32 protein-coding genes and 1 pseudogene are annotated in these 26,934 nt (G+C 34.5%); all 33 read right to left on the bottom strand.

Translation table 11 applies throughout. From position 1 onward, the window contains the following. Window positions 1-19 precede the first annotated feature (19 nt). The gene (locus AC0L0O_RS14265) at window positions 20-1,993 is read right to left on the bottom strand and encodes a phage tail spike protein (protein ID WP_473785827.1); all 1,974 of its coding nucleotides are present in this window, start codon (window positions 1,991-1,993) and stop codon (window positions 20-22) included. Between the two features lie 4 nt (window positions 1,994-1,997). Continuing rightward, window positions 1,998-3,725 (bottom strand): SGNH/GDSL hydrolase family protein, encoded by a 1,728-nt coding sequence (locus tag AC0L0O_RS14270; RefSeq protein WP_428888737.1) that lies wholly within the window; start codon window positions 3,723-3,725, stop codon window positions 1,998-2,000. Between the two features lie 12 nt (window positions 3,726-3,737). After that, on the bottom strand, window positions 3,738-4,541 hold the full coding sequence (locus AC0L0O_RS14275; RefSeq protein WP_428888736.1) for a phage tail domain-containing protein: 804 nt from the start codon (window positions 4,539-4,541) through the stop codon (window positions 3,738-3,740). Window positions 4,542-4,547: 6 nt separating this feature from the next. Then, window positions 4,548-8,475: pseudogene (locus tag AC0L0O_RS14280) on the bottom strand (phage tail protein). 17 nt (window positions 8,476-8,492) lie between these two features. Continuing rightward, window positions 8,493-8,675 (bottom strand): hypothetical protein, encoded by a 183-nt coding sequence (locus AC0L0O_RS14285; protein WP_428888734.1) that lies wholly within the window; start codon window positions 8,673-8,675, stop codon window positions 8,493-8,495. Window positions 8,676-8,716: 41 nt separating this feature from the next. Next, complete coding sequence (locus AC0L0O_RS14290; RefSeq protein WP_428888733.1) at window positions 8,717-9,079, bottom strand: hypothetical protein; 363 nt, start codon at window positions 9,077-9,079, stop codon at window positions 8,717-8,719. 4 nt (window positions 9,080-9,083) lie between these two features. Further along, on the bottom strand, window positions 9,084-9,656 hold the full coding sequence (locus AC0L0O_RS14295; RefSeq protein ID WP_428888732.1) for a major tail protein: 573 nt from the start codon (window positions 9,654-9,656) through the stop codon (window positions 9,084-9,086). Then, entirely contained in the window at window positions 9,657-9,986 is a 330-nt protein-coding gene (locus tag AC0L0O_RS14300; protein WP_428888731.1) for a hypothetical protein, read from the bottom strand. Further along, the gene (locus AC0L0O_RS14305) at window positions 9,983-10,327 is read right to left on the bottom strand and encodes an HK97 gp10 family phage protein (protein WP_428888730.1); all 345 of its coding nucleotides are present in this window, start codon (window positions 10,325-10,327) and stop codon (window positions 9,983-9,985) included. Before AC0L0O_RS14305 ends, AC0L0O_RS14300 begins: the two co-directional genes overlap by 4 nt. 1 nt (window position 10,328) lies before the next feature. Further along, window positions 10,329-10,682, bottom strand: a complete 354-nt coding sequence (locus AC0L0O_RS14310; protein WP_428888729.1) for a phage head closure protein — start codon at window positions 10,680-10,682, stop codon at window positions 10,329-10,331. 1 nt (window position 10,683) lies between these two features. After that, entirely contained in the window at window positions 10,684-10,977 is a 294-nt protein-coding gene (locus tag AC0L0O_RS14315; protein ID WP_428888728.1) for a hypothetical protein, read from the bottom strand. Window positions 10,978-10,982: 5 nt separating this feature from the next. Further along, window positions 10,983-12,134: a phage major capsid protein gene (locus AC0L0O_RS14320; RefSeq protein ID WP_428888727.1), complete on the bottom strand. Its 1,152-nt coding sequence runs from the start codon at window positions 12,132-12,134 to the stop codon at window positions 10,983-10,985. 3 nt (window positions 12,135-12,137) lie between these two features. Continuing rightward, window positions 12,138-12,881, bottom strand: a complete 744-nt coding sequence (locus tag AC0L0O_RS14325) for a head maturation protease, ClpP-related (protein ID WP_428888726.1) — start codon at window positions 12,879-12,881, stop codon at window positions 12,138-12,140. After that, window positions 12,881-14,026 carry a phage portal protein gene (locus AC0L0O_RS14330; RefSeq protein WP_428888725.1) on the bottom strand — a complete coding sequence of 382 codons (1,146 nt, stop codon included), beginning with the start codon at window positions 14,024-14,026 and terminating at the stop codon, window positions 12,881-12,883. The genes AC0L0O_RS14325 and AC0L0O_RS14330 overlap by 1 nt, the downstream gene beginning before the upstream one ends. A gap of 8 nt (window positions 14,027-14,034) precedes the next feature. Further along, window positions 14,035-15,702 (bottom strand): terminase large subunit domain-containing protein, encoded by a 1,668-nt coding sequence (locus AC0L0O_RS14335; protein WP_428888724.1) that lies wholly within the window; start codon window positions 15,700-15,702, stop codon window positions 14,035-14,037. Next, window positions 15,699-16,010, bottom strand: coding sequence for a P27 family phage terminase small subunit (locus tag AC0L0O_RS14340; protein WP_428888723.1), 312 nt, complete (start codon window positions 16,008-16,010; stop codon window positions 15,699-15,701). The genes AC0L0O_RS14335 and AC0L0O_RS14340 overlap by 4 nt, the downstream gene beginning before the upstream one ends. Before the next feature lie 124 nt (window positions 16,011-16,134). Then, window positions 16,135-16,470, bottom strand: coding sequence for an HNH endonuclease (locus AC0L0O_RS14345; protein WP_000666395.1), 336 nt, complete (start codon window positions 16,468-16,470; stop codon window positions 16,135-16,137). Continuing rightward, the gene (locus AC0L0O_RS14350; protein WP_000778967.1) at window positions 16,457-16,684 is read right to left on the bottom strand and encodes a hypothetical protein; all 228 of its coding nucleotides are present in this window, start codon (window positions 16,682-16,684) and stop codon (window positions 16,457-16,459) included. The genes AC0L0O_RS14345 and AC0L0O_RS14350 overlap by 14 nt, the downstream gene beginning before the upstream one ends. A 483-nt stretch (window positions 16,685-17,167) precedes the next feature. Then, a complete protein-coding gene (locus AC0L0O_RS14355; RefSeq protein ID WP_001104804.1) occupies window positions 17,168-17,890 on the bottom strand; it encodes a hypothetical protein in 723 nt (240 codons plus the stop codon). A gap of 413 nt (window positions 17,891-18,303) precedes the next feature. Beyond that, the gene (locus tag AC0L0O_RS14360; protein ID WP_473785828.1) at window positions 18,304-18,948 is read right to left on the bottom strand and encodes a 3-hydroxyisobutyrate dehydrogenase; all 645 of its coding nucleotides are present in this window, start codon (window positions 18,946-18,948) and stop codon (window positions 18,304-18,306) included. Window positions 18,949-19,258: 310 nt separating this feature from the next. Continuing rightward, entirely contained in the window at window positions 19,259-19,801 is a 543-nt protein-coding gene (locus tag AC0L0O_RS14365) for a site-specific integrase (protein ID WP_473785829.1), read from the bottom strand. After that, window positions 19,798-20,268, bottom strand: a complete 471-nt coding sequence (locus tag AC0L0O_RS14370) for an ArpU family phage packaging/lysis transcriptional regulator (RefSeq protein WP_473785830.1) — start codon at window positions 20,266-20,268, stop codon at window positions 19,798-19,800. The genes AC0L0O_RS14365 and AC0L0O_RS14370 overlap by 4 nt, the downstream gene beginning before the upstream one ends. A gap of 276 nt (window positions 20,269-20,544) precedes the next feature. Further along, window positions 20,545-21,042: a hypothetical protein gene (locus AC0L0O_RS14375; protein WP_063221093.1), complete on the bottom strand. Its 498-nt coding sequence runs from the start codon at window positions 21,040-21,042 to the stop codon at window positions 20,545-20,547. Window positions 21,043-21,439: 397 nt separating this feature from the next. Then, window positions 21,440-22,009, bottom strand: coding sequence for a hypothetical protein (locus AC0L0O_RS14380; protein WP_473785831.1), 570 nt, complete (start codon window positions 22,007-22,009; stop codon window positions 21,440-21,442). A 133-nt stretch (window positions 22,010-22,142) separates the two neighbouring features. Beyond that, window positions 22,143-22,334: a DUF3954 domain-containing protein gene (locus tag AC0L0O_RS14385; protein WP_473785832.1), complete on the bottom strand. Its 192-nt coding sequence runs from the start codon at window positions 22,332-22,334 to the stop codon at window positions 22,143-22,145. Window positions 22,335-22,405: 71 nt separating this feature from the next. Then, entirely contained in the window at window positions 22,406-22,768 is a 363-nt protein-coding gene (locus AC0L0O_RS14390) for a cell division protein SepF (protein WP_473785833.1), read from the bottom strand. Next, window positions 22,743-22,931 (bottom strand): hypothetical protein, encoded by a 189-nt coding sequence (locus tag AC0L0O_RS14395; protein ID WP_473785834.1) that lies wholly within the window; start codon window positions 22,929-22,931, stop codon window positions 22,743-22,745. The genes AC0L0O_RS14390 and AC0L0O_RS14395 overlap by 26 nt, the downstream gene beginning before the upstream one ends. Before the next feature lie 2 nt (window positions 22,932-22,933). Next, window positions 22,934-24,256, bottom strand: a complete 1,323-nt coding sequence (dnaB, locus tag AC0L0O_RS14400; RefSeq protein ID WP_473785835.1) for a replicative DNA helicase — start codon at window positions 24,254-24,256, stop codon at window positions 22,934-22,936. Further along, window positions 24,253-25,200, bottom strand: coding sequence for a DnaD domain-containing protein (locus AC0L0O_RS14405; RefSeq protein ID WP_473785836.1), 948 nt, complete (start codon window positions 25,198-25,200; stop codon window positions 24,253-24,255). The genes dnaB and AC0L0O_RS14405 overlap by 4 nt, the downstream gene beginning before the upstream one ends. Before the next feature lie 117 nt (window positions 25,201-25,317). Further along, on the bottom strand, window positions 25,318-25,602 hold the full coding sequence (locus AC0L0O_RS14410) for a hypothetical protein (protein ID WP_473785837.1): 285 nt from the start codon (window positions 25,600-25,602) through the stop codon (window positions 25,318-25,320). A 186-nt stretch (window positions 25,603-25,788) separates the two neighbouring features. Beyond that, window positions 25,789-26,010, bottom strand: a complete 222-nt coding sequence (locus AC0L0O_RS14415; RefSeq protein WP_097809072.1) for an RNA polymerase subunit sigma — start codon at window positions 26,008-26,010, stop codon at window positions 25,789-25,791. 28 nt (window positions 26,011-26,038) lie between these two features. Continuing rightward, entirely contained in the window at window positions 26,039-26,554 is a 516-nt protein-coding gene (locus tag AC0L0O_RS14420) for a helix-turn-helix domain-containing protein (RefSeq protein ID WP_473785838.1), read from the bottom strand. A gap of 67 nt (window positions 26,555-26,621) precedes the next feature. Then, complete coding sequence (locus AC0L0O_RS14425) at window positions 26,622-26,921, bottom strand: DNA-binding protein (protein ID WP_473785839.1); 300 nt, start codon at window positions 26,919-26,921, stop codon at window positions 26,622-26,624. Window positions 26,922-26,934: the final 13 nt, after the last annotated feature.

The following is a 26,934-nucleotide window of genomic DNA, read 5'->3' on the forward strand; positions in this document are numbered from 1 at the left end:
ATATTTTCGTTAATTTATATTAAAACGTTCCACCGCTTCTTGATTGGATAAAAAGACGACCTGTAACAGTGGCGTTTATCCTCGCTAAACTATTTGGAGTGATTTTAATTTCAACATAACGGCCACGTTGAAGTTTCCCATCCTTATCTTTTGCTAAATAGGGAATTAAATTTATATCTTGTCCTCTTATTGAATCAAACGGTAACCTATTCCCATCAACTTCAATCATCACTTTTGATGGTGTTTCGTATAATTCAAAAATACCAAATTCAATTTCATGTGTATGGTCTGGTAATGCTATTTCATGCGTATGGTTTGGTATATTAATATCATGTGTATGATTTGGAATATTCATTGAGTGTGCGTGACTTGGAATAGTAGTAGTATGAGTGTGGTTCGGCAATGTTGTTTCATGCGTATGATTTCCACTAGAACTATACGTGTATAAGTCACTCCCTGTTCCTCTTGCGTACATTGTAGCCATTGTATTTCTCCCTGGATCGGAATAAGCTGTGTACATTCCTTTTGTTTCAGGTTCAAAACCAACAATTCCCGCACCGTCAAACATCTTATGGACATGATCCCCACCAGCACTCGATGTTTTAACAATACCACCGCCAGAACTACTTGTTTGTACAGCTCCTCCACCTGCTAAAGTTGTTCCGACCACACCACCACCTGAACTAGTCGAACCAACTGTTGCGCCACCAGCTGAAGTTGAAGCTACCACAGCTCCCCCGCCTTTAATCGCTCGTTCATACGCCCTAAATTTTAATGTTTCAAATGTGAGTATCATTTCATTCACATACTTCACATCGTTAGGTATTTGAAATCTAATAATAGCTGGATGATTTGGATCACAGTTATCTTGAAATGGTTGACTGTCAATATTAGTGCTACCTTGGGAATATGTATCATTGACCAACTGTTTTTTCTGTAAATCAGTAATTGTCGTCCCAATATCATCACGAACATTCCCAATTTCAAATTGTATATTTGATGGATCACCATAGATATCTGATTTTGTGATTTTCATAATGCGTAAATCATCATTTGTATCAGTGTCTTCGTCATACACGCCTACTACTTTTGAAATATCGTATTTTACAAGCTTATATGGATCAATCAGCTCATAATCTATGCAATCTACAGATATAGTGACTTGCGGCTTTTTATATCTATCTAACAAACCTTGTGCAGATGCCTTTAATGACTGTGCATTCTCAAACTTTCTATCAACCCATATACGTTTGTGAATACCATACTGGTCAATAATAGATTGTTCTGCCTGTAAATACGGTACGCCATTATTCACACTCTCAATACCAAGTTGATTTACACCTTCACCAGAACCCAACGGGTAAATTCTTGTTATTAACCCTGTTGGGTCTTCCTCCTTTTCAATACCTTTTAAATTTTTTCCATATCGAATGATATCTATTTTTTCATCTGTTGCACGAACCAAATTAAGTGTAAATGGATATTTCGTATCATCCCACGTCCACAAATATGATTCGTTAAATGGTTTAGGTACGCTTATAAGTGCGTTTAATAACGAATCTTCATTTTCCCATGCATACTCAAAATACTTTGTAAACGCTACTGTTCCTAATTTCCAATGCTTTATTTCTTGTTGATCGATAAGGTATTGAAGTACATCTTTTGTGGTCCAATTCGTTTTTTGATGGTAACGAAAAAGCACGTCTGAGTGGAATGTACTCAAAACGTGCTCACAATTGTACGTTATGCTCTGGTCACTTTCGTTTTTGACTGTCTTTTTAGGATTAACAATGAATTTACCAATATATTTATCATGGTCGTACAGTTCAATAAAATACTTTGGCTTAACCTCGAAACGTTTTGGATCATCAAGAGGTAATGAAAAGGAGAAAGTCCACAAATTGTTAGTTTCTTTTTCATAACCAATCTTATAGGCATTTTCCAAAATAGCCACTAGATTCATTTTAATATCATAAATTCTTAAATGTTTCATAATCTCACCACACTTTATAACCAAAGCCAAGATGCTTCATTAAATTTTTAAACATTAATTCATATCCAACATCATTAGGATGAAGTCCATCTGCTAGTAAAGAATTAAGGTCTTTTTCCGTATACATTAAATAATCAATCATAAAGTGATAATTATTGATAAATGGAACTTGCATTTCATGTGCTAAAGCTACAAGTTTATTATTAATATCCTCCATATGCCAAGCATACGAATAAGATGTTTCACTTGCTGTAGGTGCTGGGATAGATGCCATCATAATTACCTTCTTACCTTGTCCTCTTGCATAGTTAATGAAATTTCGTTGATGCTCTTGTGTATATCCATATGGATCACGCTGCCTATCGTTTGTTCCCAATTGCAATAAGATGAAATCATCATCTGCTTCAACCCATTTCGTTCCGTCATAAGTTAAGTGACGAGATTGTCTACCACTAATACCCCAGTTTTTAACGATTGTTGTTTGCGGTATTTTTAAACCTTGAATGTATATCGTTGTCCCTGTGGATGAGGCGTTCTTACTTGCCGTTTCAACAAATCTCACTTTATGATAATCATTTGATAACCCAGTAACATCAACAGGAGTAAATTGTGTAAAACTAGAATCATAAGTGTCAATTGTTGTTTTTTTTACACCATCAATATATACATCAAACATACCTCTTGATGCGGCTTTAGAAATAAGTACAGAAAAAGACTCGCCGTAAAATGTAAACTCTAACATGTTACAGCCAGCCTGTTTATTTGGAAATTGATATTGATAACCTGTTCCTACTGTAGAATCATATTGAATGAAACTACCATCATATGATCCTAATTTAATTTCAGGATGAGATAAATCTACCAGAAAGACTTTATTAAACTTTTCTTCTAAGTACTTCTTCAACATATTTGCCCAACAAATGGCATCTTCCACATTCGCTCTTTGCTCTTTACCAGTCGAATCAATAAACATTAATTCACCTGTTGGTGAGTAACCTGTCCCGCCGACACCGGCTGTAATGGAGTCACCAATAATTTTTATCTTTATTCTTTTGAAAGGATTCATAATGTGATACAAAAGATCTGTGATTACATCTTTTTGTAAAACGTTTTTTATGGCGACTGGAGTTTTATACACTTCATAAGTGGTAGCATATCCACCTTCTTCAAGTTGAACTTTGCTTTCATTTCCCTTTACAATCGATACTCGGATATAATACGCATCCGCTGTAGAGGTAAATGTTTTAGTTGCGGCTACTCCAGTAATACCACTTATATACTTCTTATTTTTATCGTAAAAAGCTAATTGATCAGCTGGCGTGAGTGTGTATGAAGTACTTGGTTTAATGAAAATAAAATCACTAGCACTATAACTAGAGTTTGGATTCTCGTTCCCTGTTCCAGCACCAATGTAATAACCTACTTTAATTCGCGATTTATCAATTAAATTTTTAGAAGGTGTGATATAAGTAACAGGCGTCGCCATATGTCTAATATCCACTATTTTTTCATCAATTTTAGTAGCGGTTACGGCTTTATCGTCAATAATAGATGTAGATGCCGCCCCATCTGCCATTTTCTCTTTTGTTACTGAATTAGGTTTTAATCTTTCAGTTCCAATTGGTTCCGTTACTTTATTTAAAGCTGTATTTGCATTGTCTATCGCTTGATTAATCTTCGGATAACCTTCTCGTAACTTATCCGTTGGTAATAACTTTTGTGCATCAGCCATATAATCACCACCTTACATGTATTTCGCGCGGAATTTAAATGTAATATTTATGTTTAAGCTAGTACCGCCGACACCAACTGTATTTGCACCTGGCATTAATTCTAAAAAATCTCCTGTCATCTTGTGGATATAATTTTGTCCATCCTTCATCACAACATAATGTGTGCTATCAATTAGAAGTTCTGCTCCTTCAGGAAATCCGCCAACAGAAAAACTCTTACCATTAGCGGTAAGAGTCATAGAACTTGTACTCCCTGTTATTTCGATAACTGGACGAACAACAAGAGAACCTAAATTTTCAACTCGCAAGTACGACGGTCCTGTTACGTTATATTGAAAATTTTCAATTCCAAAAGGTATATCTGAAAGAAACGGGATATCATCCCCCCATAAGACATCATCTGATGTATCAATTACTGAGTATGCGTGTGGATCAAACGCTGTTAATGGAATAACAAGATTAGTCATTGTTTTAAAACGATTTGTATCTAAACTACCGCTATACCTTACCTTGTAATATTTATCTGGTTCATAATCAAATATTAACTTTACAGTCTTCGGCTTTCCATATGGGTCGAAAAAAGTCTTCATGATCTCTCGTATTTTTGGAGCTGATTCATAAATCGATTGCGGTTTAACTAGTAATGGTAAAGTAAATGGCCTTACTTCTAAATCAGCTCCGAAATCATATGCGCCAGACATTCCTGGAATTGTAACTGTATAATCGCGTGTAGAAGGTGCGGCTGAATGTTCATGCCCTGGTAAAAGCGCTAAACCCAATTCATTTAACGTTTTTCCATCGATTGTAAGACTCATTTTTCATCACACCTTTCTACCCGCTCCATTAATAATTTTAGTCATTTCTCTTGCTAATTTTTGTACATCCGCTTCTTCTCTAATGACAAATGTTGAACCTCTAAACATGTCAGCTAAATTATATGAAACATTAGCATTTGATTTAGAAGTGTTACCTTCCACACTTCTTGGACTAGCGTTTCGACTCATTGCTTGAGAGCTGCTAGCCATACTGCCATATACATTGCTCATTACGCTTTTTAAGCCAGATAGCTCTTTCATAGAACTAGCCATTGAATAACTCATATCGCCAATTAATCGACTCATAGTACCTGTGATACCAAGTGATTTTTCATTTGAAGATAATGGCGTAACAGATACACGATTACCTCTCTTGGTAAATAACTCTGGTCCAGCTTCTCCAGCAATAAACGATCCATCCCCAAGAACATGTCCTCCAGTTGCTAACATAGGAATTCTAGGGATATTCGGTTTGCTACCTCCAATAAACGGGACCCAATCCGGCATTTCTATGCTGTTAATACCTTCAATCAATCCATTAAGCATTGATACTACAGCATTTATTGGTGCTTTCGCCGCTGATTTAATACCTTCGAAAACACCGCTGAATATTTTCACAATTCCTCCCCATGCTTTTTCCCAGTTTCCTGAGAAAATACCGGAAATGAAATCTATAATTCCGTTAAGAATTGGTTTTAAAACATTATTCCACATATCCTTTATTCCACTAAATGCATCTGACACTACACTACCAATAGCAGAGAATACAAATTTAAACGCTGGTAAAAGAACTGTTTTGATAATGGAACCAATGGCTGAAAAAACAGGTGATAGTATTTCATCCCACACACGTTTGATAATTTCAAATGCATCTTTAACAATATCTTTTATGATTTTAAAACCTTCATCAAAGACTGGCTGTAAAGTCTCAGTAATTATAGATACTATTTGATCTATCGTGGGTTTGAAATATTCATTGTATATAGCCATTATTTTATCGCCGAATAATACCCATATAGCAATTAATCCTGCAATTGCCGCAACCACTAAAGCAATCGGGCTTGTTAGAACAGCCATAACTCCCGCAAAGGTAATAGCCCCTGATGTGGCTAAGAATATTACTGGGGCGAGAGCCGCACAAATACCAACAAGTATACCAATTGCAACTGTTATAGCTGTAATTGTGGCTGCTAGCACTGGATGAGCTGATATGAAACCAGCAAATGCCGAAACGACATCAGCTACTGTAAGTAACACTGGTTCAAGAGATTCTTTTAACTCTTTCATCGCATCTTTCCATTTGACCATCGGTGATGCATCCATTTTATTTGCCGATTCTTGTAAATCATCTATTCCTTTTTTTAAATCAGCTTGTTTTTCTTCTGTTTCTAAAATTGTATTGATGATATTTTGACCTTGATCTTCAAACATTGTACCAAACAGTTCTACGCCAATCGCTTCTCGCAAAGCAGCATCATCGATTTGATCTAGCCATTTAACCATATCTACAAATGCCTGCTTACCTTCTTCGCCACCTTTAGCAATCGCTTTGCCCCAGCCTTCTAATTGAGCAAACATTTCTTGTACTGCCGCACTATCTGGTGGATTTTTCGCAAGTTCCAGTTTCTCCGCATTCATTTCTTTGAAAGATTCAAGTTCTTCCCTATGAGCTAGCTTCTCGTACAGCGTCCATTTCATCGCTCAAACGCTCACTTAACGCTTGTTTACGGTTATTGTGACTTTCTTTCAAAGCTGATAAGTTTGCTTGATTCACTTCTCTTAACGAATCAAGTTGTGCTTTATTTGATTCGCTAATCGCTTTTAAATTCTCTTGTTTGTTCTGCTGGAAAGCCTCTTTTTGTTCTTGCTGTCGTTCTTTCAGCGCTTCCTTTTCATTGTTTATTTGCTCTTTAACTTGCTCTTTTCGGCTATCAATCTCTGACTTCAACGCTTCTTTCTTTGCGTCAGATGCTTCTTTAATACTGTCTTTTTCCTCTTTTAATCTGTCAATCTGACTTTTACGTTCTTCACGTATTTTATCAAGCTGCATTTTCTCTTCAAGATCTCGCAATGCTTTTACTGCTGCCTGACGCTCTTCTTCGTTTTTGGCTTTGCTTATTTTCACCTTTAAATCAGCACGTTTTTCAGCATTCTCACGGTCTTTAAAATATTTATCTTCAGCTGCCGTTTTCACATCCAAAGAATTAATTTGATCGTCAACCGCTTTAAGACGATTATATTTTTCCTCATCGATCACTTTCAGACGTGCCATATATTCTTTATCAATGAGTTTTATTTTCTGTTCAGATGATTTTTCGAACGCTTTAAGTTCCGCTTCGAGGGACTTTTCAAGCGCTTTTTGTTGCCTATCGTAATTTTTAGATGTTGCATCATATTGAGCGCTAAGTTTCTTCTCTAAATTCTTTTGCTGATTTTCATAACTTTTGGAAACTGCATTGTACTCAGTATCAAGAATTTTAGCTAATTCATTTTGTCTTTTGCTATGACTTTTAGAGAGCGCCTTTTCTTGATTACTAAATGATTTAGCAAGTTCAGATTCTTGTTTCGCGAGTCCTTTTTGCATCGCTGAAACTTGTTCATCAGACATTTTCTCAGTATCATCCACAACATCACGAATAGAATCTTTCATACTGTTGCTTAATCCACGTGCCATTTCAACAGAACGAATACGTCCTTCTTTTAGTCCATCTAATAAGTTATCGATATTCCAAGATTTTTGAGAAGCTGCACTTGCCATAATACTTTGTACTTCTTGTGCCGTATAACCAACCCGTCTTAGTTGCTGGCCGTATTCAGCAATAATATCGAGTTGTTCTGGCGGAAAACCTATTTTCAAAAGAGAGTTAACTAATCCTAGCGCTTCTTTATTTGAAATATTTAATTCGCTACCAATTTCATTGGTTTCTTGTATTAATTCTGTAAAATCAATCTGCGAATAGGAACTAGCGATGTTAGCTGCCCCTTTTATAATTTCCGTATTTGCTGCGTCAGAAGCATCTTTATTTAATGCCCATTGTCTACGTACACCCTCCAGCGCTTCCTCTGCATCACCGCCATATGCAATAACAGTTCTAACTGCATCTTCCACAGATCGCTTTGAGGATTCTGGAACGTCAAAATTAATATCAATTTTTGTCTTTAACTCTGACATGTCTAAAGCCTGTCCGATGACTTCCTGAATGCCCCCACCAGCAACTATTCCACCCAATACGTTTTCTAATTCAACACCTAATCCTTTAACACTTTCACCTGCTTGTTCTGCTTCTTGGGAAAGTTGATTTAAGTCGTTTCTTATGTTTTGAATGGAATTACCATCATCAACAGAACGAAGCGCCTGTTGTAGCTTCTCAATATCAGCTTCAGCTCCTAGAGCTTCTCTACCGATTATCTCAATGGCTTGTTGTAACTGCCTACTTGATGCGGTACCGTTTTTAATTGCATTTACAAGACGATTCCCTAATGCATCTGCAAAATCATCAACACTTTTTCCAGTGGCGCTAAATAAAGTCTCTAATTGTCTTGTTGAACTTGCTGCTTTTTCTTGCTCAGCCTTTAATCCTGCAAGACTGTTTTTGAATCCATTAAGTTGCCCTTCTGTAAATTCAATTTCACGCCTGAACGCTCGATATTGCTTCTCGTTAATCGCGCCACTTTCAAACTGTGCTTGCACTTGCTGTTGGGCTGCTTTTAAGCTATCTAATTTTTTCGTTGTATTCTCAATTTGTTGAGTAAGCAATTGTTGTTTTTGCGCTAGTGCCTCCACATTGCCTGGATTGAATTTCAAGAGTCGTTCAATATCTTTTAGCTCTTTAGTTACGGCTTCACTTTGTTTGTTAACGTCTTTTAAGGCGTTCTGTAACGGTTGAGTGTTCCCGCCGATTTCTATCGTTATTCCCTTAATTCTTCCTGCCATGTTATCACCTCACTCGCTTAGAAATTATTAAAGTCATCTTGTGTAGCTGTTCTTGTGTTTTCTTGTTCTTTCTTCGGATTTCGTAATTCAACATACTCATCGATATAATCCAAGCAATCACCTATTGTCATATCTTCTAAATCTTCTTTTGATAATTTGCATGAATAACAAAGAGCAAGGAATGTATCAACGGAAAACATTCCTTGCCCATCGCTACGTCCTTGCCCTTGTTCATCTTCTGTTATTTTTTTTTTGACTGAACAGTACTTTTAATTAAGTCCTGGATTTCAGTGATAATTTCAGTGATAGGAAATTCGCCGAATGTATCTAGCCAAGTTAATGGATCTGGTACGTCCTTATTTGCTGTCTTAGCAAATGCCCAAACTAAGTTATAAATAACTTCAAAATCTAATTTACTTAGATCTACCTGCGAAAGATCGATATTATTTTGGTCACCATCAGTTGAAATATATGAAGAAAGTACCCCCAAACCAAGGATATCCGCAAACATATCACGTCTAAATTGTGATTTATAGCGGATTGCCGTGCCAGCGGTACTTTTCAAAAGGACTGCTTTTTCATCAATGACAATTGTTTTTTCCATTTAATTACGCTCCTACAACTTTTTCGTAAACTTTTGTATACCAAGCATCATAAATAGCTGCTGGCGTACCTACTGTTGTTGAATCCTTCACTTTTAATGTTTCTGGATGCTGTGATGCAACGAATTTCAATTCCGTTGTAGTTGGCTCTGTTTTATCACTCTTTGTGGAAGAACCGAATCCAGGACGTGATACAGTCACATTGTATAGTAAATGACGAATGGCTTTTACATCGCCATCAAATTCAAACATAAGAGCAATTTTTTTTGTTTTTGCATTTGAGACTTCTGAAATAACTTTGTCTTTTTCATCTAAAACTTCGCCTAGTACTTCAGTTCGAAAAGCTTCTGTTAACTTAGCAAGATTCAAAGTTCCTTCATAACCTTGGTTACTTGATTCAGTGTAATAATTGCTATCGTCAGCATAGAAGTCTGATTGCTCGCCTTTTGGCTCCAATTTCATTTCAACCGCACCTGGTAATTTAGCTGGAGTTCCGTATATGATTTTTCCTGTTTCGTCTTCAGTGATAACACTGTAATGCACTTTCTTTAGACCGAAAATTACTTTGTTTTCATTCATTTATATCAACCTCGTTTCGTATATTTTTTGATACATTTTTTCAGATTCAATAAAAGTCCCATACGAATCATAAGGAATCTCATGATCGTCTAGGACTTGTTCAAGTTTTGCTTCTGCAGTTAAGTCTTTTTTTACTGTATAAAGCTCAATATTTAAATCATTTATTTTGTGATAAACCTTATTGTCAGCCATTAAATTTGCTGATCCATCCACAAGAAAACAAATATATGGTGGCTTCGGTACTGGCTTGACTGGTGTTGCTGTGAAATGCGAATAAGCCACAGGGTAGCCTGTAGCCTCAAGAATTTTCGTTACTTCACCTAATGTCATTGTTGAACCGCCCCTTCTATACGTCTTGGCAATTCATCAATAATATAATCTTCAACCGGACTGATGTGTACTTGCGCTGGAACTCGACCACCTTCAGCTTTTGCATGACCTTTTTCTAAAAGATGTGTTAATTGTCCCTTTGTATTATAAATAACAATATTCTTACCATCTTTTTTCTTACGCCACCTTTTACGATACGCACCTGTTTTTTTAGGACTGTCTTGCTTTAATTTTTCTACAGCAACATCAGCCACTTCTTCTTGTGCTATAAGTAATTCCTCTTCCACAACATTTGCATATCTTTGCAATTCTCTAGCAAGATCACTCGCAAAATCATCCATATCAAGTATGCTCCTTTGCGATAATAGTCAATGTTTGATACATTTCATCATCATTCATTGGCGGTTCGATAATATCAAAAATACGACCCTTCATAGTAATTCGCATTAATTCTGTAATCCCTGTTGTATAAGGAACTACAAACCGATAAATCCGTGTAGACTGTGAAGCCGAAGCTTCAATATACTCTGAGCCTTTTACTGTTTTTATCATTGCCCATGCCTTTTTAACTTCTTGCCAATTCCCTGTTTCAACTTCTTGATTTAGTTCATCTTTTATTACTTCAGGTTGTTCAATGATAATTCGATTTCTACAATCGCCAGTATTCAGTGGGTTTTTATACTGAAAAGGACGCATATTAATCACCGTCCAATTTAATTTCTTCTAATGCTTTATCGATGCCTAAACTATTAATCTGATTTAAAAAATTCTTGTCAAAATACTCTAGTGCATCGTTATAAACATAACGAGAGCGTTCAAAGACTAATTCCTTGAACTCCTCGTCATTATTTAAATCGTAAGCTCCACAAACCCTAAGTAATGCCTTGTTAGATGTAGAAAGGATGCGCTTTAGGTTATCATCTTCCTCATCCCCTAAGTGCATCCTATCTTTGAACTCCTGTATAATTACATCTGAAATTACTGTATCCATTCACATCATCCTTGTGTCGGTGGCGTTACTTCCTCAATTTTCAATTCATAAACTTGTGCAGCATATTTATCTTTTGGTTTACCTGTAGCATATTGTTTAGCGATATAAAGTGTTGCATCCTCTAACGCTAACGTTTGATCAAACTTTTTAATCGGCTCCGTTCCACCCATTGCTGCAATATACTGCCCTTTAACAAAAAATAACACTTTCCCTTGAGGTACAAACACTGATTCTGTAGGTGTTGGATTAAATGGTAAGCTCGTTACATAAACCCCAGCTGCATTTAAAGTTGTTGCATTTGCTTGAACATCAAACGTGTCAAACGGATTCGTCACCATAACTACTTTCCCTGCAATATTCTTCGGCTTATCTGCATCCTTACCATCAGCTTTTAATTTTTTAGCAAGTAACTTAACAACATTTTTCAATTCATTAATTGTTTTACGACCAGGTTCAAAAGTTAAAGTTCCAGCGACTTTTTTATCTGGATATACCCCATTCGTAACACTTCCACTAGGGTCTTTTAATAATCCAATAGGCTCATTTTTACCTGTACCCACTACAAACCCTCGCTCCAATCCAACTGCCATTGCTTCTGTAATCATTGTGCGAACATAACGTTCTACCCATACTGGACCTAAATTTAACATATCATTTGATAGTGGAATAAATGCTGTTAATTTAAGTTGTGTAATAGGTTCTTTTCGGAACGTAGCATTTAGTTGTCCTTGAATATCACCAAATAATGGTCCCCATACAGCTGCACCTTCTGGATCTCCATAGATAAGTTCTGTAACAGCTCCTAAATTTTCTAACCCAATATGCTCTAAGAATGAATGTCCACTTACTAAATCGTCAAAGATTCGCTCTTGTGTTGTTTTAGGTAAAATCTCAGTATCTTTAAATCCGCCATCTTGCACAACCGCATTAAAGAACTTCATTTCTTCGCTTGTTAATACATTGGAACCACGAGATTGCATAATAGAACGGTCTACCATAGATTCATTTACTTGATTTAAAATATCTACTCGCACATCTGTAGCAAGTGCCTCAATCATGGAGTTTAATGCTGCCGTTTGTTCTTCTGGCGTACCTTCCTGCGTTGCTTTCGCGAAAGCTAGTTTCTTATCTTCAAAATCATTAAATTTAATCACCATATTTTATTTTCCCCCTAAATTTAAAAAGAGCGTACTCAGATTCTGTTTTGTATTAACAGGCTCTTGAATAGGCTCTTTTGAATTTTGATTATTTGGTTGTTGCATATACTTTGCTACTAAATCTTCTTTGAAATTTTCTACAACTTCCACTTCTTCATCTTCTTGCGTATCATCAATTTCAATTTCATCAGCAATTTCGTCAGCTAAACCAAGAGCAACCGCTTCCTCTGCTGTTAGCCAAGTTTCATCTTTTAGAAGTTGTTTTAATTCTTCGTCTGTTCCAACAAAGCGTTTTTTATAAGATGCTGCTAAAGCTGAATCAATCTTTCGTAAATCTCGTGCTGTTTTTTCAAAAAGATCTGCATTTCCATATTCAAAGGTACTCGCTTGATGAATCATCATCATAGTATTACTAGGCATAATGATTTTATCACCTGCCATTGCAATTACAGATGCGGCACTAGCCGCCCAACCATCAATATGAACTATAATTTCTGCATTATGTTGCTTTAACTGATTACAAATTGCTACACCATCGAATGCGGAACCTCCCCCCGAATTAATATGAACGTGAATTTTTTCTGCTTTAACATCTTGAATTTTTCTTCTTACTGCTTCAGCATTGTTTTCACTAAACCATCCACCAATTGACCCATAAACAGTTAATTTGTATTCATTTTCACCTTTAGCTTCAAAACGAATATCTCGCTTTAAATTCAAAAGCTTATTCATACTCACATGTTCCATCATTTCTCACCTCCTTCAGATTCATTTAATTTTGTATAGTTCTTCGTAATATGATGGATATTTAGATTTGGATCATCCGACTCTTCATAATCTACTTCTGAACGAATTTCATTTCCTGTAAATGCACTTGAAGAAATGAGTTTATCAATACTTGTCGCAAGATCAAATATACTTTGATAGGAAACAGCCTTAACTTCAATTTTTTGTCCTAAAAGATATTCACTCATTTCAAAGAATTTAACGTTCGCTTCATCAGATAGCTTTTTTAATAATGGCCTTACTGTAAAAAGCATATAATTTTTCGTTTGCTTTTCTACATCAGCCATTTCTCCATATATCAAAGCTACAGGAATACCAATTGCCATAGCTACTTGATTTAAGAAACCATTTGTTACTTTATTAATTTCTTCCACGCTTGGACCATTCGCAACACCATTGTATATCTCGTTATAATTTATACCTTTTTGTTGTGGAACAATAGCTATATCTTTTGAACCAATTGATTTATACATGTTGTCTATAAACTCTTGTAACTTTGCTATTTGTTCTTCAGTTTTGGCACCAATCATATCCATATCAACCGTACCACGAACTTGATTTTTACGTTTTTGAGAGTTTAATATCCTGCCGAATAAATCTCCGTAGTCTGCAAATAGTCCATCAATAAGTGGAGATAATTTATCATTCCGATACTTCAAATGAATAACTTCGCTTTGCTTAAAACTTCTCTTAAACGTATAATCTTTTACCCTTACATCAGTAAAAGTATCTTCAAACACAGCATACTCATTATGTTGAAATCCATCTGCAATAAGTAAATCCCCATCATCAGCTTGTATAACTAAACACTCATTATCATAAATAAGTTTGCGAACAAACCTTTCCCAAAAGGTACTTGCGGTCATATTCTTGTTTGGTCTTACATTTAATCGATAATAAAGCTCATCCTTCTTAAATGCTTTACCATTTCTTACTCTAAATTCAGATTGACTAATTGTCCTTCCTAAAAATGATACGCATGTATCAATCGCCAAACGTTTCATATGAAGCCTGTTTGCTGTATCAGTTATTATGTCTAGATCCAACATGAATTCTAATTCTTTATTTCTTTTAAATACTGAACCTAACCATCCAATGGTTATCACCCCCTTTATTAGAATTTAATATTGCCTATAACAAAGTCAGTAGCTTCTTGTATCTCGTCCGCCCGATAAAGAGCATGAACAAAACACTGAAACCCATCTGTTTTTCGACGAACGGGCTCTTTCTTTTCATATATTTTATTTCCATCAGCTTTGATAACAACCAAAACATTTTGTGTATACCAACGCATTAGTGGATTATCATCAAACACAATTTGTTGATTTGCAAACGCCATTTCAATACGTGGAGCTAATAAACTATGAATTGCTTTTGGGTTTCGTATAACCTCTATTTCAAACCCTTCTGCTACTAATAGTGGCCTTATTGCTTCCATTCTGAAGTTATCAGCTATAATCTTTTTAATTCCATATTGTTCTCGCATTTCTACAAACCAATCAACAATGTGTTGAGGATTAATAGTCGGTTCATCCACAACTGTTAGTAGCCCTTGCTCTTCCCACTCTTTAATTGGAGCGAATTTTTGTTTCTTGAACTCGCCGGCTTTTTTAGAATACCCGTAATAGATATCAACAAATTCTTTTCGTACTAAGGAATGAGTTTTAAAAATATATTCACCATTTCGTCTAAATAAAAGACCACATGCTGCAAAATCTCGAATACTTGCAAAGTCTAACGCTCCTATGCATTCTTGAGCATATAAATTAGGAAATGGACGGTTTGTAGCAAGAATCTCTGACCATTTTGCAACAGATCGTTCTAGATTTGTAACTGGTAAGTTCATACGCTTTGTCATAAACTCTTCTCGGTTACTTGGATCATCCTCTAAATCTTCATATTCTTCCTTTATCGTTTCAAGCAACCCTTCAGCATACTCACTTAACGGTTTTGATAACATTGGATTTGCTAATTCCCAATTATCAATGTCATCGACTTCCTTTTCATCATTAAGCTTACAGATAAATGGAAATACAGCATTGGGACGAGCTTCACCTTTTAAAACCTTCACCGCTTTATCTTTTTGCTTATCTAAGAAACCATCACGTACATATCCATCTGTACCAATATAAAACTCGCGTGGGTTTTTCTTTTTCCCTAAACCGCTGATATGGACTCGAACGTCTTTATTACTTTCATATTGATGTATTTCATCAAATACAACCGCACCATCACGTAGCCCATCTTTTGTATCACCATTTGAAGTTCTAAACTTTAGTACACTTTCAGTAGCTTTTGAAACAGTTTGAGTTAATGTTGTTTTAAAGGCTCTCTGTAAAATCTCATTTTTTTTAACGCACTTATGAACTTCGTCAGGACTTGTTTTTGCTTGTTCTTCACTATTTGCAACAACGGAAATGTTATACTCTGGAATACCGTGCAATTCACTAATTAAAAAGTGAATAATTACAGATATCAGACCATTTTTACCGCCACCACGTCCTAACATCCATAGGAATTTCCGATAAAATACGCGTCCATTTTTCTTATAAAACAAAAAAACGAATGCTATTAAGAATTTTTGAAATGGCTGCAATGGAAAATACCACTTCTCACCGAAGTTGATACAATCCTGAATCATTTCATCATCAAAATACAAATCGTCTCTGTTTAAAACGTATTTTTCTAGATAATTAATTAACAGTTCTCTCTCTTTGTTGAACTTTATTTTTCCACTTCGATAAAGTCCAATGTATTCTTCTACATACTTTTGCCTAATCATGTTAAATCACTTTTATTATAACCAGCCTTAGGGATATTTGGTTTACAAACAAACTTTATATCTCTTCCTAAAGCAATTAAAGAACTGTTAATTTTATTTCTCTCACTTATAAGAGGATGGGCCTTAACAAAAACTTGGGATCCGTTTTTGACTGTAACAGACTCACCTTCTTGATTGATAGTCCTGTTTATTTTTCTAAATGCTTTAACTAGATCAATGTATCGTTCTACTTTTTCAACCTCTACTAAATCTTCAATATCAATACTGTTCATTAGCTGTTCCTTTAACTTTGTAATACTGACAGCCATCTACCCACCCCCCTTACGTGCGTAATTCCGAAAAAACCTGACAGTTAACCCCCTCCTCCGGTGCCCCTTAGAGCATTTTTTGATGAAATTTTTTAAGGGGGGGACTGTTATTGTTGATTCTTTTTTACCACTTTTCATCGTGTTCCCATTTGTTGATTTTCTTTTCGAATACTCTACCGTGTTCTTTATTATGGCAATCTACACAGACTGTTTCGAGATTGTCTTTATCTAATGCAAGCTCAGGATGATGTTCAAGTTCTTTGATATGATGGACAACGAGTTGAATCTTCTTACGCTTCGCACTCTCACTGTACTCATTGGTATCTGTTTGTACTCGACCATTGCGTTTACACTCTTGGCACTCATAGTTGTCACGCTTCTTTACTTGTTCACGTAACTGTTTCCACTCACCACTGTCATAGAACTTACGCTTCTGTTGTTTGGTTTTATATTCTTTCATCATTCGTCACTAAGAATTCATCCATTGTCTTACCAAGCAAACTAACCATCGCTTCTCTCTTTTGCTTTGGTGTTGTGTTATCTTCTAACTCATTAAAGATTGGAATCGCACCTTCTAACTTCTGTTTATCGATACGCTCATTCACAAGATCCTGTCCTAACATGGCAATGAATGTACCAATTGCAACCGCTTGTTCTTGTTTAGTTAGTTTCATTACTCATCATCCTTTTCAATTAAATGCTCAAGACCTTTTAATGCTTCTTTACCATTCACATATATCGTTACATTTTTCAAAATAGAAATACAGTCATCTTTCATCCTCCTCCAAAATAAAAAGCACCCGAATGGATGCTTTTCTTTCAATTATTCATTTATGTTTCAATTGCGGTACGTGAAGTTTTATTCTTCTTCCAATCACCTAATGCTGTTACATTCATATGCGCCAACATTATTAAGTAACTGGAAGAAGAGCAAAAGCCCCTCTCCGTTTACAAAACAGATTTGACTTTGGAATTGAAAACAAGAAACAACATCTCATTCAATCCTCAACCATCACCCATAGTCTAACGATCCATTTGAATTATAAAGGAATGTGAGAAATGTTTTCCGCCACTTCTCACAATACAAATATATCACGTTGATTCCAAAACAACCGGCACATTTACTGCCAAAAAGCGGTCACGACTCTGCCACATTTTTAACTTTCAATAACTCCCAGTAACTTTCTAAATTCCCCTTCCAGATTTCCTTTTAATTTCGGAACATCCTTCTCAATACGATTCCAATTCTTAATCCATATTTGTGTCTGTTGCTCACTAACTTTACTCCCTGGGCCTGATTCAATTAAATTTAATTCGTATACCCCAGTATCAATTAATGTCCCTCTAATTTCCTTTTCTATTTTATCAATCAGCTCACAAACATCTTCATTAAAATATATTCTGTTCACGCTATAAAAACTTATAAAATCCTCATAGCTCATTAATGCTTCATCCGCTTTTTCTTTCATACTTTTTTCCCCTGCCGCTCGAAAAAGCTTTGTTAAATTAATCATTTTATTTTCTAAATCGACAAATTTAGAATATAAAACCTTTATTGTCTCTGCTCTATTCTCATGTAACTTATTAAATATAATATGATGTTTATTTTCTAATTTTTGCAATTCAGATTTATGTTCATCTATCTGTCTCGTTAAAATCGTTTTATGATCTTCTAATTGTTTATTTACCATCAACTGATTTTCAGATATCTGTTTATTTAAAGCCGTTTTATGATCTTCTAATTGTTTATTTAAAACATGAGCAAATAATGTTTTAAATAGGTAACCGATTATCCCCGTTAGCGCTGCGGTGCCTACAGTAAATATCCCTAAACTTTGAATCCATTTTAACCCCTCTTCTACTGCTGAATACCAATTCATTTCTCTCACTCCATTACTCTATGAAATATATAACTAATAACATATTACATTTTTTACAATCTTATATCTAGTTACCCATATCTTATATTTTGTGTAACTAGGCCAAACGCTATAGCCTTTGATATTCATGCTTTTATGCGATTTTCTTTTTTGAGTTACACATCACAATAAAAATGAATAACTGTATAGAATTAAAAGGAAAAAGTAATGATAAAATGTTAAACCTAGTCATTGTTTTATCCATCAATAAAAAATATAATAATTACATCATAACCTTCCTGTATCAATAGCCTAAAATACGAGAATTATTTCTACAGCTCTACAGCTCTTTTGCATATAAAAACAAAAAGAAACATTAATTAGAAAAACTAATTAAGTTTTTCTAATTAATGTTCCCCCGTTAACTGGTAAAATTAACTTAGATAATAATCATCGTCCTCTATGGTGTCTATTATTTCGAGTAACACTCTTGTCTTATAACAAGATTCAAGGTTATTACTAACTATCGATGAGATCCAAATAAAAATAGCAAAACAATAGGTGATTAAATTAATAACCTCTTCAAAACCATAAGACAGCGTTTCTTTAAAGAGCAAACTTTTCACCCCCCATAGAAATATACCCATTACCATCGATGTAATAAATTTAAGTAAAAATTCTATGTAAGACTCATTCTTATCTACTACTTTTAAATGCGCACGTAATAACTTTACCTTTTCTTTTCCTAACTTTAAAATTTGATTTCTAATTACTTTTAAATTATCTAAACAATCAGTTTTAGCCTCTCCTGCAAATATTGTATTCTCCAATTCGTAAAAACCCTTATATTTTCCTTCAACCCATTCTTGTAATGTTTTATACTTTACCCTTTTATTACGTACCAATCGCTTTCTTAAAATTGTACTATTCATACAATCATAATAAACCTTTAGCGTATATACACTAATGAACAATGAACCTACAAATTTACCTAATTTATCATTCACCAGTCCTAACAGACCACAAATAACAGTCCCTATTATAAAAGCTATTAAATAATAAAATATCCGTTTAATCACTAATACCCTTCTCCTTCATTAAACTTATTCCTTTTCAATTTACCTTAATGCTTAATAATTTTAGTTTCATTAAATTGAGTTAGCTTTACATTTCCATCATTTACAATGATAACAAAAATATCGCTAAATTACTATTTATAGATTTTTATTTATTAGTTGTATAGTAACCATTTCAATCTCGTGATTTTCTTAATTTCCCTTTACAAATTATAAATTCATCACTTCTCTTCTTTTACTTGGAAAATTGGCATAATGAAGATTAGAATAAAGTTGAAGCAGAAGGAGAAGTGAAAAATAAATAAAGCAATGATTAGATTTTAAACCTAGTCATTGCTTTATCCATTGCATCTTGGTTTACTCCTATATATCTTAACGTTACCCGTTCACTTGAATGATTGAATATTTCCATTAGCAAAGCTATATTCTTTGTCTGCATGTACATATGATATCCGAATGTCTTACGTAATGTATGCGTTCCAATTTCATCTAAACCAAACTCTGCCGCTGTACTTCTAAGTATCTTATATGCCATGCTACGACCAATTGGTTTATTCTTCCCTTCTCGACTCTTAATTAAATACTCACTATCTTCTCTCTCTTCAATATACCAACGTAATTCTCTTTTTAACGCTGGAGTTAACTGGATGCGTTTTTGTTTCCCTGTCTTCTTTTCTCTCATCGAAATATGACTACCTTTCAAATCACCTATCTTCAATTTGAGAATGTCACTAATACGTAAACCTGTGTTAATTCCCATTACAAACAAAATAAAATTGCGTTCGCTGTTTTCTTTCAGATATTCTTTAATTTGTTGTATTTGCTCTGGCTCCCGAATAGGTTGAACAAAATTCATAGGTTATCCCCACCATTCTGTTCTTCCGTCTCATATACTTCTAATCTAAGAGCAAAAGCAAGTTTATAAAAAGCATTAGATTTATTTCTTCTATATGTGCGTTCACTCATACCAATATCGTTATAAACCATATAATCAAAGACTTCCTCATCTTCCAAATATCGTTTTATAATGATGTCTCGTTGAGTTTTGCTAAATCGACTCAACGCTTTATCAATTTGAAAAGATAGACGGTGTAATTTCGCTTCTCTTTCGCTCACTGCGACATTTACTAAAGCAACATCTTCAGTTGGCTTTCCTATTATGTTTGTTGGACCATGATATCTTACCTCATAAGAAGCTGTAACCTTCATCTCATTTCTAATCATCCCAAATCGTCTATAAATACGCACATTTTCAAGAATCTCTTCTAAACGAGCTTGCGTTGCTCTTCGATTAATTTTAGGTAAGAAAGTTAATTGAGTCATATATATAAACACTCCTTGTCAATTATAATGAAATACAAAAAGCGGACACCAAACTACAGAGCAATACTGATAAAGCTCTTTATAGTTTGATGTCCGCTGGTTTTTCCAGTAGGACTAAACACTCGATTTCTATTGTACCATTTTTATCAAAACAGTCCTATTTCCAATTAAAATGATTTTTGACTGTTTGTTCGAATACATATTATTAAAATTCAGAGGATTACCAAGTCAGAAAAAAGAGCCATTAAGTATAACACCTTTTTTTACGAACTTTCCTTATCGAAAGAAACCTTTAGATATCATTCTTGCTCCCTTTAATAACACTTTCGGATTACGAGTTATTGCAAAAACAGCAATACCTGCTGAAACGGCTGCTGCTCCACCGCCAATCATTGCTAATCTAAGAGCATGATTTCTGTCTGCTTCAACTTCTTCACGCATCATTTCCAAAATGTCGCGTAAAATCCCATCGCAATGTCTTTTTTCTTCCAAAGTTTCTGCTTTTTTTAATTCTTCACTGTACACATCAATAAGATGGTATAATGCTTTAAAATATTTTTCTTCTGAAATTTCATGAAGTTTAGCAAAGTTTTTCAAAGCATCAATTAATGTCTGCGAAGAAACATTGCTCTCTTTAAAAAATTCTATTAATGTTTCCTCGCTAAATTTTCCTTTTGTAAACTTCATTAGTATTTTTTCAATATCTTTGTCAGTTAACTTTTCAGTGTTAATCCCCATTTTTTCTAACTCTTTTCTTAACTTATCATTACTCATAAATATTTCCCCTCCAATAAAAATCCCTTAATCCTATTTTAACAATAATAAGAAAGAAATATATATATAATTACAAAATTTTTTCACCCTAATACTTCACCATAAATACACTTATTCCCCTCTATTACTCTAATACTTAATTTTTTATGTTGCCAATCCAATTTCCTTTCTTTAATGTTGATCACAAATTAGTTTCATTCCTATCGATCCTAACAAAAATAAAAATGCGGAAATCGAACTGCAGAGTAATATTACTAATACACTGCGGTTCGATTTCTACTGATTCTTTCAGTAGGATACTAGTATATCCTTACCATTTTTCTCACACTTCTAATCTTTCTAGGTAATTAACTATTCTCGTTATTGTTAAGCTAAAATTCATACACAATAACAATTTTTATAAATTTAATCTTATCGAATGTTCAGTGACTTTAAATCCGTATTTTCTATAATACTTTTCTTGTCTTACTTTATTAGCCTCGTCTTCAAAATATCTATCCCCATATATACATAATATATCCCATCTTTTTGCTAGTTTAATTAAATTATCCATTGCAATAGCACCAAAACCTTTACTAGTGTTACCTCCAGTTTGAATGTCCACAATAAAAAATGACTTTTCTTTTGTTTTTAAATCAACAAAAAAGTTTATCTCACTCTTATTCCTGAGTTGTTTATAGCCTAAAGTTTTAATATAAACATCAAAACTCTCTTTTCCTGAAAAAGTAAGATTCTCTCCTACGTCATTTCGTATATAAACTATCACATAGTCATTAATTTTTTTATTGTACTCTATAGAAAGTATTTCATATTTATGCTCACTAATAATACTGGAAATGTTATTAATAATGTTTTCAGATTGTTCTTTTTTAATATCACTTAATTGTTTTTCTGTTTTTAACTTAGAATATGTATCTATCATATATTCATATAATCTCTTGTGTTTTCTCCCGAATAAATCAAACATAATCTGCCTCCTATTCAATTCATTTTTCTATGAATAGTCTAGACTATTCCTCCCTTTAATTCAAATAGTGCAATATCTTAATAAACGTTCAACTTTTCTATAAAATAAATTTAATTATCTATATATAACAAAATCAAAACGATTGTATCTTTCGCTCATCCATACGAGTTACTTTCCCACTTTTATATACAAATGATTGCTCGCCATAACCAGTTATTGGTGGCTCAATCTGATGTATCTTTCCATCTTTTACAACGTAAATCATATTTTGACTTAATGAAATTTCAGCTGTCATTTCAACAAGATTTTCTTTTCTAATCCCCACCAAAATCACTCCCATATGTTATAATTACTTTGTCGAAGTAAGTTGAGAGTGATCTCAGCTTTTTTATTTATCTATAAATATTGCAAAACATTTTCCGGAACAAACGATTGTTCCAGTGATAGATGGAGACGAATCGGAATCGGCTCTTTTTCATCTCTTGCTCGCTTACACATCTCTTCAGCTTCTTCCCATACAAATTGTTTATCCTCTACTCTTTTATAACGCCAAATCCCAATTGTATAATCCTCAAACAACTCATAACGCTCATCAGGCGCTGTCGTTGGTTTTAATTCATCAATCGCCTTGGCTTGACGTGGTATTTGCACAACCACATCTGCATAGCGTAATTTTGAATTTAAACGGTGAATATGAGCTTTCTCAGAATCAAAAGATACGACTGGTTCCACGTCAAAAATTGTTAATTGCTTCGGCATTGTTTTTCCCCTCCAATACCTGCAAGCTTGCAATCAAAATTTCTTCAAGCTGCGTTAACGTTAGTTGATCTAATGTTTGCCCGTTAATTTGAGCTAATCCTAATCCCATTAATTTACGAATGATTATTAGTTTTCTACGTTCTACTTCCTGACGTAACAACATGATTAAGCCTCCTGTTGATGGTTGAACTTTCTCTCTAAATTTACAAACTTACTAAATTCTTTAATGAATGCTAGTTCAACAACACCAACTGGACCGTTCCTCTGTTTCGCTAAAATAATTTCCGTTATATTCTTATTTTCTGTTTCACGGTCATAGTAATCTTCACGGTATAAGAACGCTATTAAATCAGCATCCTGCTCAATTTGACCATTCTCACGTAAATCTGATAGCAACGGTCTCTTATCTTGCCTACTTTCTACAGCACGGCTTAACTGTGATAATGCAACTACACATACATTTAATTCTCTTGCCATCAGTTTTAACTTACGACTAATCTCGCCGATTTCTTGCATGCGGTTTCCCCTATGCTTTTGATCGCCCACAATAAGCTGCAAATAATCAATTGCAATTAAAACCTTTTTATCAGGGTACTTACGCTTTAGTTTCCTAGTTTTAGCGTAAATCTCTTGCATCGTGACATTTGCTTTATCGTAAATTTCTAATGGTAAATCATTAATTAATCCCATCGCTTGACTAATCTTTTCCCAATCCTTTAAATTACATAGCTTCTTAGGATTCTTTAATTTCGTAGCATCTATATTTCCAGTACTTGAGATCATTCTCTTTAGTAGCTGTTCCTCCCCCATCTCGAGCGAGAAGATTCCTGTTGCTGTATGAGCACTTGCTGCATGAAAAGCAACGTTTAATACAAATGCTGTTTTCCCCATTGAAGGTCGGGCCCCAACAATAATTAAATCACCTTCTTGTAACCCCGCTGTCATTCTATTCAAGTCGTCATAACCAGTTGGTATACCAGTTAAATCTCCTACATCAATTTGCATGTTCTTATACAGATCAACTAGGGTTTCCTTTAAATTAAATTCATCTAAATAACCTGTTTCTTCAATGGCGCTTAATTCATCAATTGAGGTACTAATAGCACTCATATCCCTATCTTGCTGAAGGCGGTTATATAAGTTACCAGCAACCTCTTGAGCATGTCGCATCTTCCAAGATTCAATCACTAAACCTTCGTGATACGAGAAGTTCTTAGTTGTTGTTACAACTTCTGTCAGGTTTACAAAGAATTCGATTCCGCCAATTTGATGCATAAAGCTTTCATCGAATTTTCCAATGAGAGCAACAAGATCTATCGGAACCTCAGCATCTTCTAATTCTCTCATTGCCTTGAATATCACTTGGTGCGTTGGTAAAGAAAACTGTTTTACCTTTAGCTGACAATCTTTAATTAAATCGCCTTCTTGGATTATGCTACCTAAAACACTTTGTTCAGCTTCTACATTACGAATCATATCGTTACTCATTTGGCCAACCACGCATTCTGTTGGTTAAGTACTGCAAGTTCTTCTTCTGTTGGAATGTTCTGCTCCCATGCTTGTTGCTGCTGTAATACGTTTTTAGTAGATTCCGATAATCCTTTTTGTTGATAAGGAGCTTGTGTCTGTTGTTGCGATTTTGTTAATCGCTGAGCACGAAATACTTTATCAGCTGCCTCAACATCAGCTACTGTTTTAAAGCCTTTAAGATGCCAATCTCTTAAAATCGTATTTACGTAAGACATGTTTCTCGTATTCTTCTCTAAAGCAATTTTCATAGCCTTAATAACTAACTCTGCATTTAAATCATCTATCCAAGCATAAATACCATCTGCGATAAAAGGTGTAATGAATCCGAAGTTTTGCTCGTAAAAAGAAATTGGATTAACCTCAACAACTTGTTCCGCGCCTGCGCGTTCTTGTTGTTGTTCTTTTTCTTCTTCTTTTTCTTTTTCTTCTTCCTTGCTAGGGTCTTGGAAGCCCCTTATAAGCCCCTCCAAACGGACTGATAAATACTCCTTAATACGAGGAATTTTAAAATCTTGCTCTTTTTCTAATTGCAAACAAGTTTCATAAAAATCAACTAAAAAATCTTGGTCTTTCACAGATTGAATCTCTTTTAAAACGCACTTTTCAATGTTTACATTTTTAATCGGATTGAATTTCAACCAGTTGATTAAGAACAACTCTTTTGTTTTTTGGTTGTAATTAATTTTCCCGTACTCGGAAAAACGTTCTAATAGCTTCATAACAGTTTCGCGGTTATATCCTGTATCAGTTTCAATAATACGAAGTGGAAGCTCGTAGATTCCTGATTGAGATGTTTTACTGTTTGTCATCAAATACAAGTAAAAATACTTTTCCTCTGGTGTAAGATCTAAAACAAATGAATCCTGCCAAAATGAAACGTGTACCGGTCTATAAACTGCCATATTATTCATCCTCCATTGTTTTACTTGATTTACTTTGATATAATTTAACTAAATTAATATTTATAAAGACTCGCTATATGAGTCTTAAATCTATCACTCTGCCAAGTGATAGATTTTTTATTTTCTTCGACTAACTACTGATGCATTAATCCCTTTCCCTTGAAGCTTTTTTACAACCACACGATAACTCTTTGATACATCATGTTCTTCTCTTGCGTTACGAATACTCCTGAATTCTTTAACGCACCTATTTAACTCTTTCTCCCAATGATCCGCTTCATCAAGCGAACCAGCATTGAACATATTATGAATACATGTCATCATGCAGTTATGTAATTCATTTGCAAAAGAAAAGTCTCCTGGTAGAACTAAATCAAACAGACGATTACTTTCTACTTTCATGTTTCATCCCTCACACTTCAAATAATTTGATACTGTACGTATCGTTATGGCCAGAAAGTACAATCTTATAAACTATTAACAACAGGAGAACAAATCTTTCTGGCCATAACGACAAGCGCAGTTGCTTGTCGCATTAAATCGGAATATGTTATAATTCATTTGTTGATATTTTGTGGTTATCGCGGGCTATGCGGTAGCCATTTCTTTTTTCTTTTTATTTTTCAAAACAAATGCAGCTTCTATAATTCGGATTCTTATCTCCGTTAATTTCTTCTCTTGCTTTAAACTTTTAGCTTTTATAAAATCTCCACAAATTGATGCAATTCGGATATCCCCATATAAATTTGCTTCTCTTCTTACCAGTTCTTTATATTGCTTTAAAGTTGGACTCACATAATCAATTGTCATTACTTTAACCTCCCTAGTAATAATCAAATTAACCATCTGTATATTTCCTTGCTCTCAGTGACACTTTCCAATATTTAAATATATCCGTCATTGAAAAACCATACTGATCACATAACACCGCTACAAGACTCATCATCGAACCTGTAGCATCTAAAATTTCATGCATGGCCTTTTTCATAGATTCTTTCTCGTGTTCAGACCATGCTTGTGAAGGCTTAAACCAACATAATGTATCAAGCTGTTTCAAAGCTTCATTTGTTTCTTGCAGCACCATGTACCTCATACTTGTAGGATGATGGTCTATGTATTCTCCATTAAAAAATGGGATACTTACATGACCTGTTGCTTCACTCCACATTTTAAAAAACAGTTGTGGGTCATCTATTCCTTCAGTAATACATTTTCGCAAGTCTTTCGGTATTCGCCGTTTTTCAGTTTCATATTTCGCTAGTGACTCACGACTCACAGGGATTTCTAAAGAGAGTTGTTCTTGAGTGATTCCCTTCCGTTTACGTGCCATAGCAACTTCTTTTCCTATAGACATCGTTTACTTCCCCCATTCGTACCTAAAGTATTATTTATTTGTGACAACCCAACATGGTAACTTAGTATTAGACGGATTCTTTGAATGGATTGTAGTACTCAGTATGATTTTCGACCCAGTCAGTATGATTTTCCATCCACTTAAAAAGAAGATGTGTAGGAATAAGAACTCCTGCTTCACGACATACTGGAAAATCAGAACGATTTAATAACTCAGATGCTTTGGTACGTTTAATATGTAATAGTTCCATTAATTCTGTAATAGTTAAAAATGGTGGTAACTCTTTCATTGGTTGAAGGTGCTCAGTTGCTTTTTGCACTTCTTCACGGATGATTTGACGAAATGAATCGATATCAAAATTAATCATTAAGATCACCTCT

The organism is Bacillus sp. GS3m_15504 (assembly GCF_055825275.1).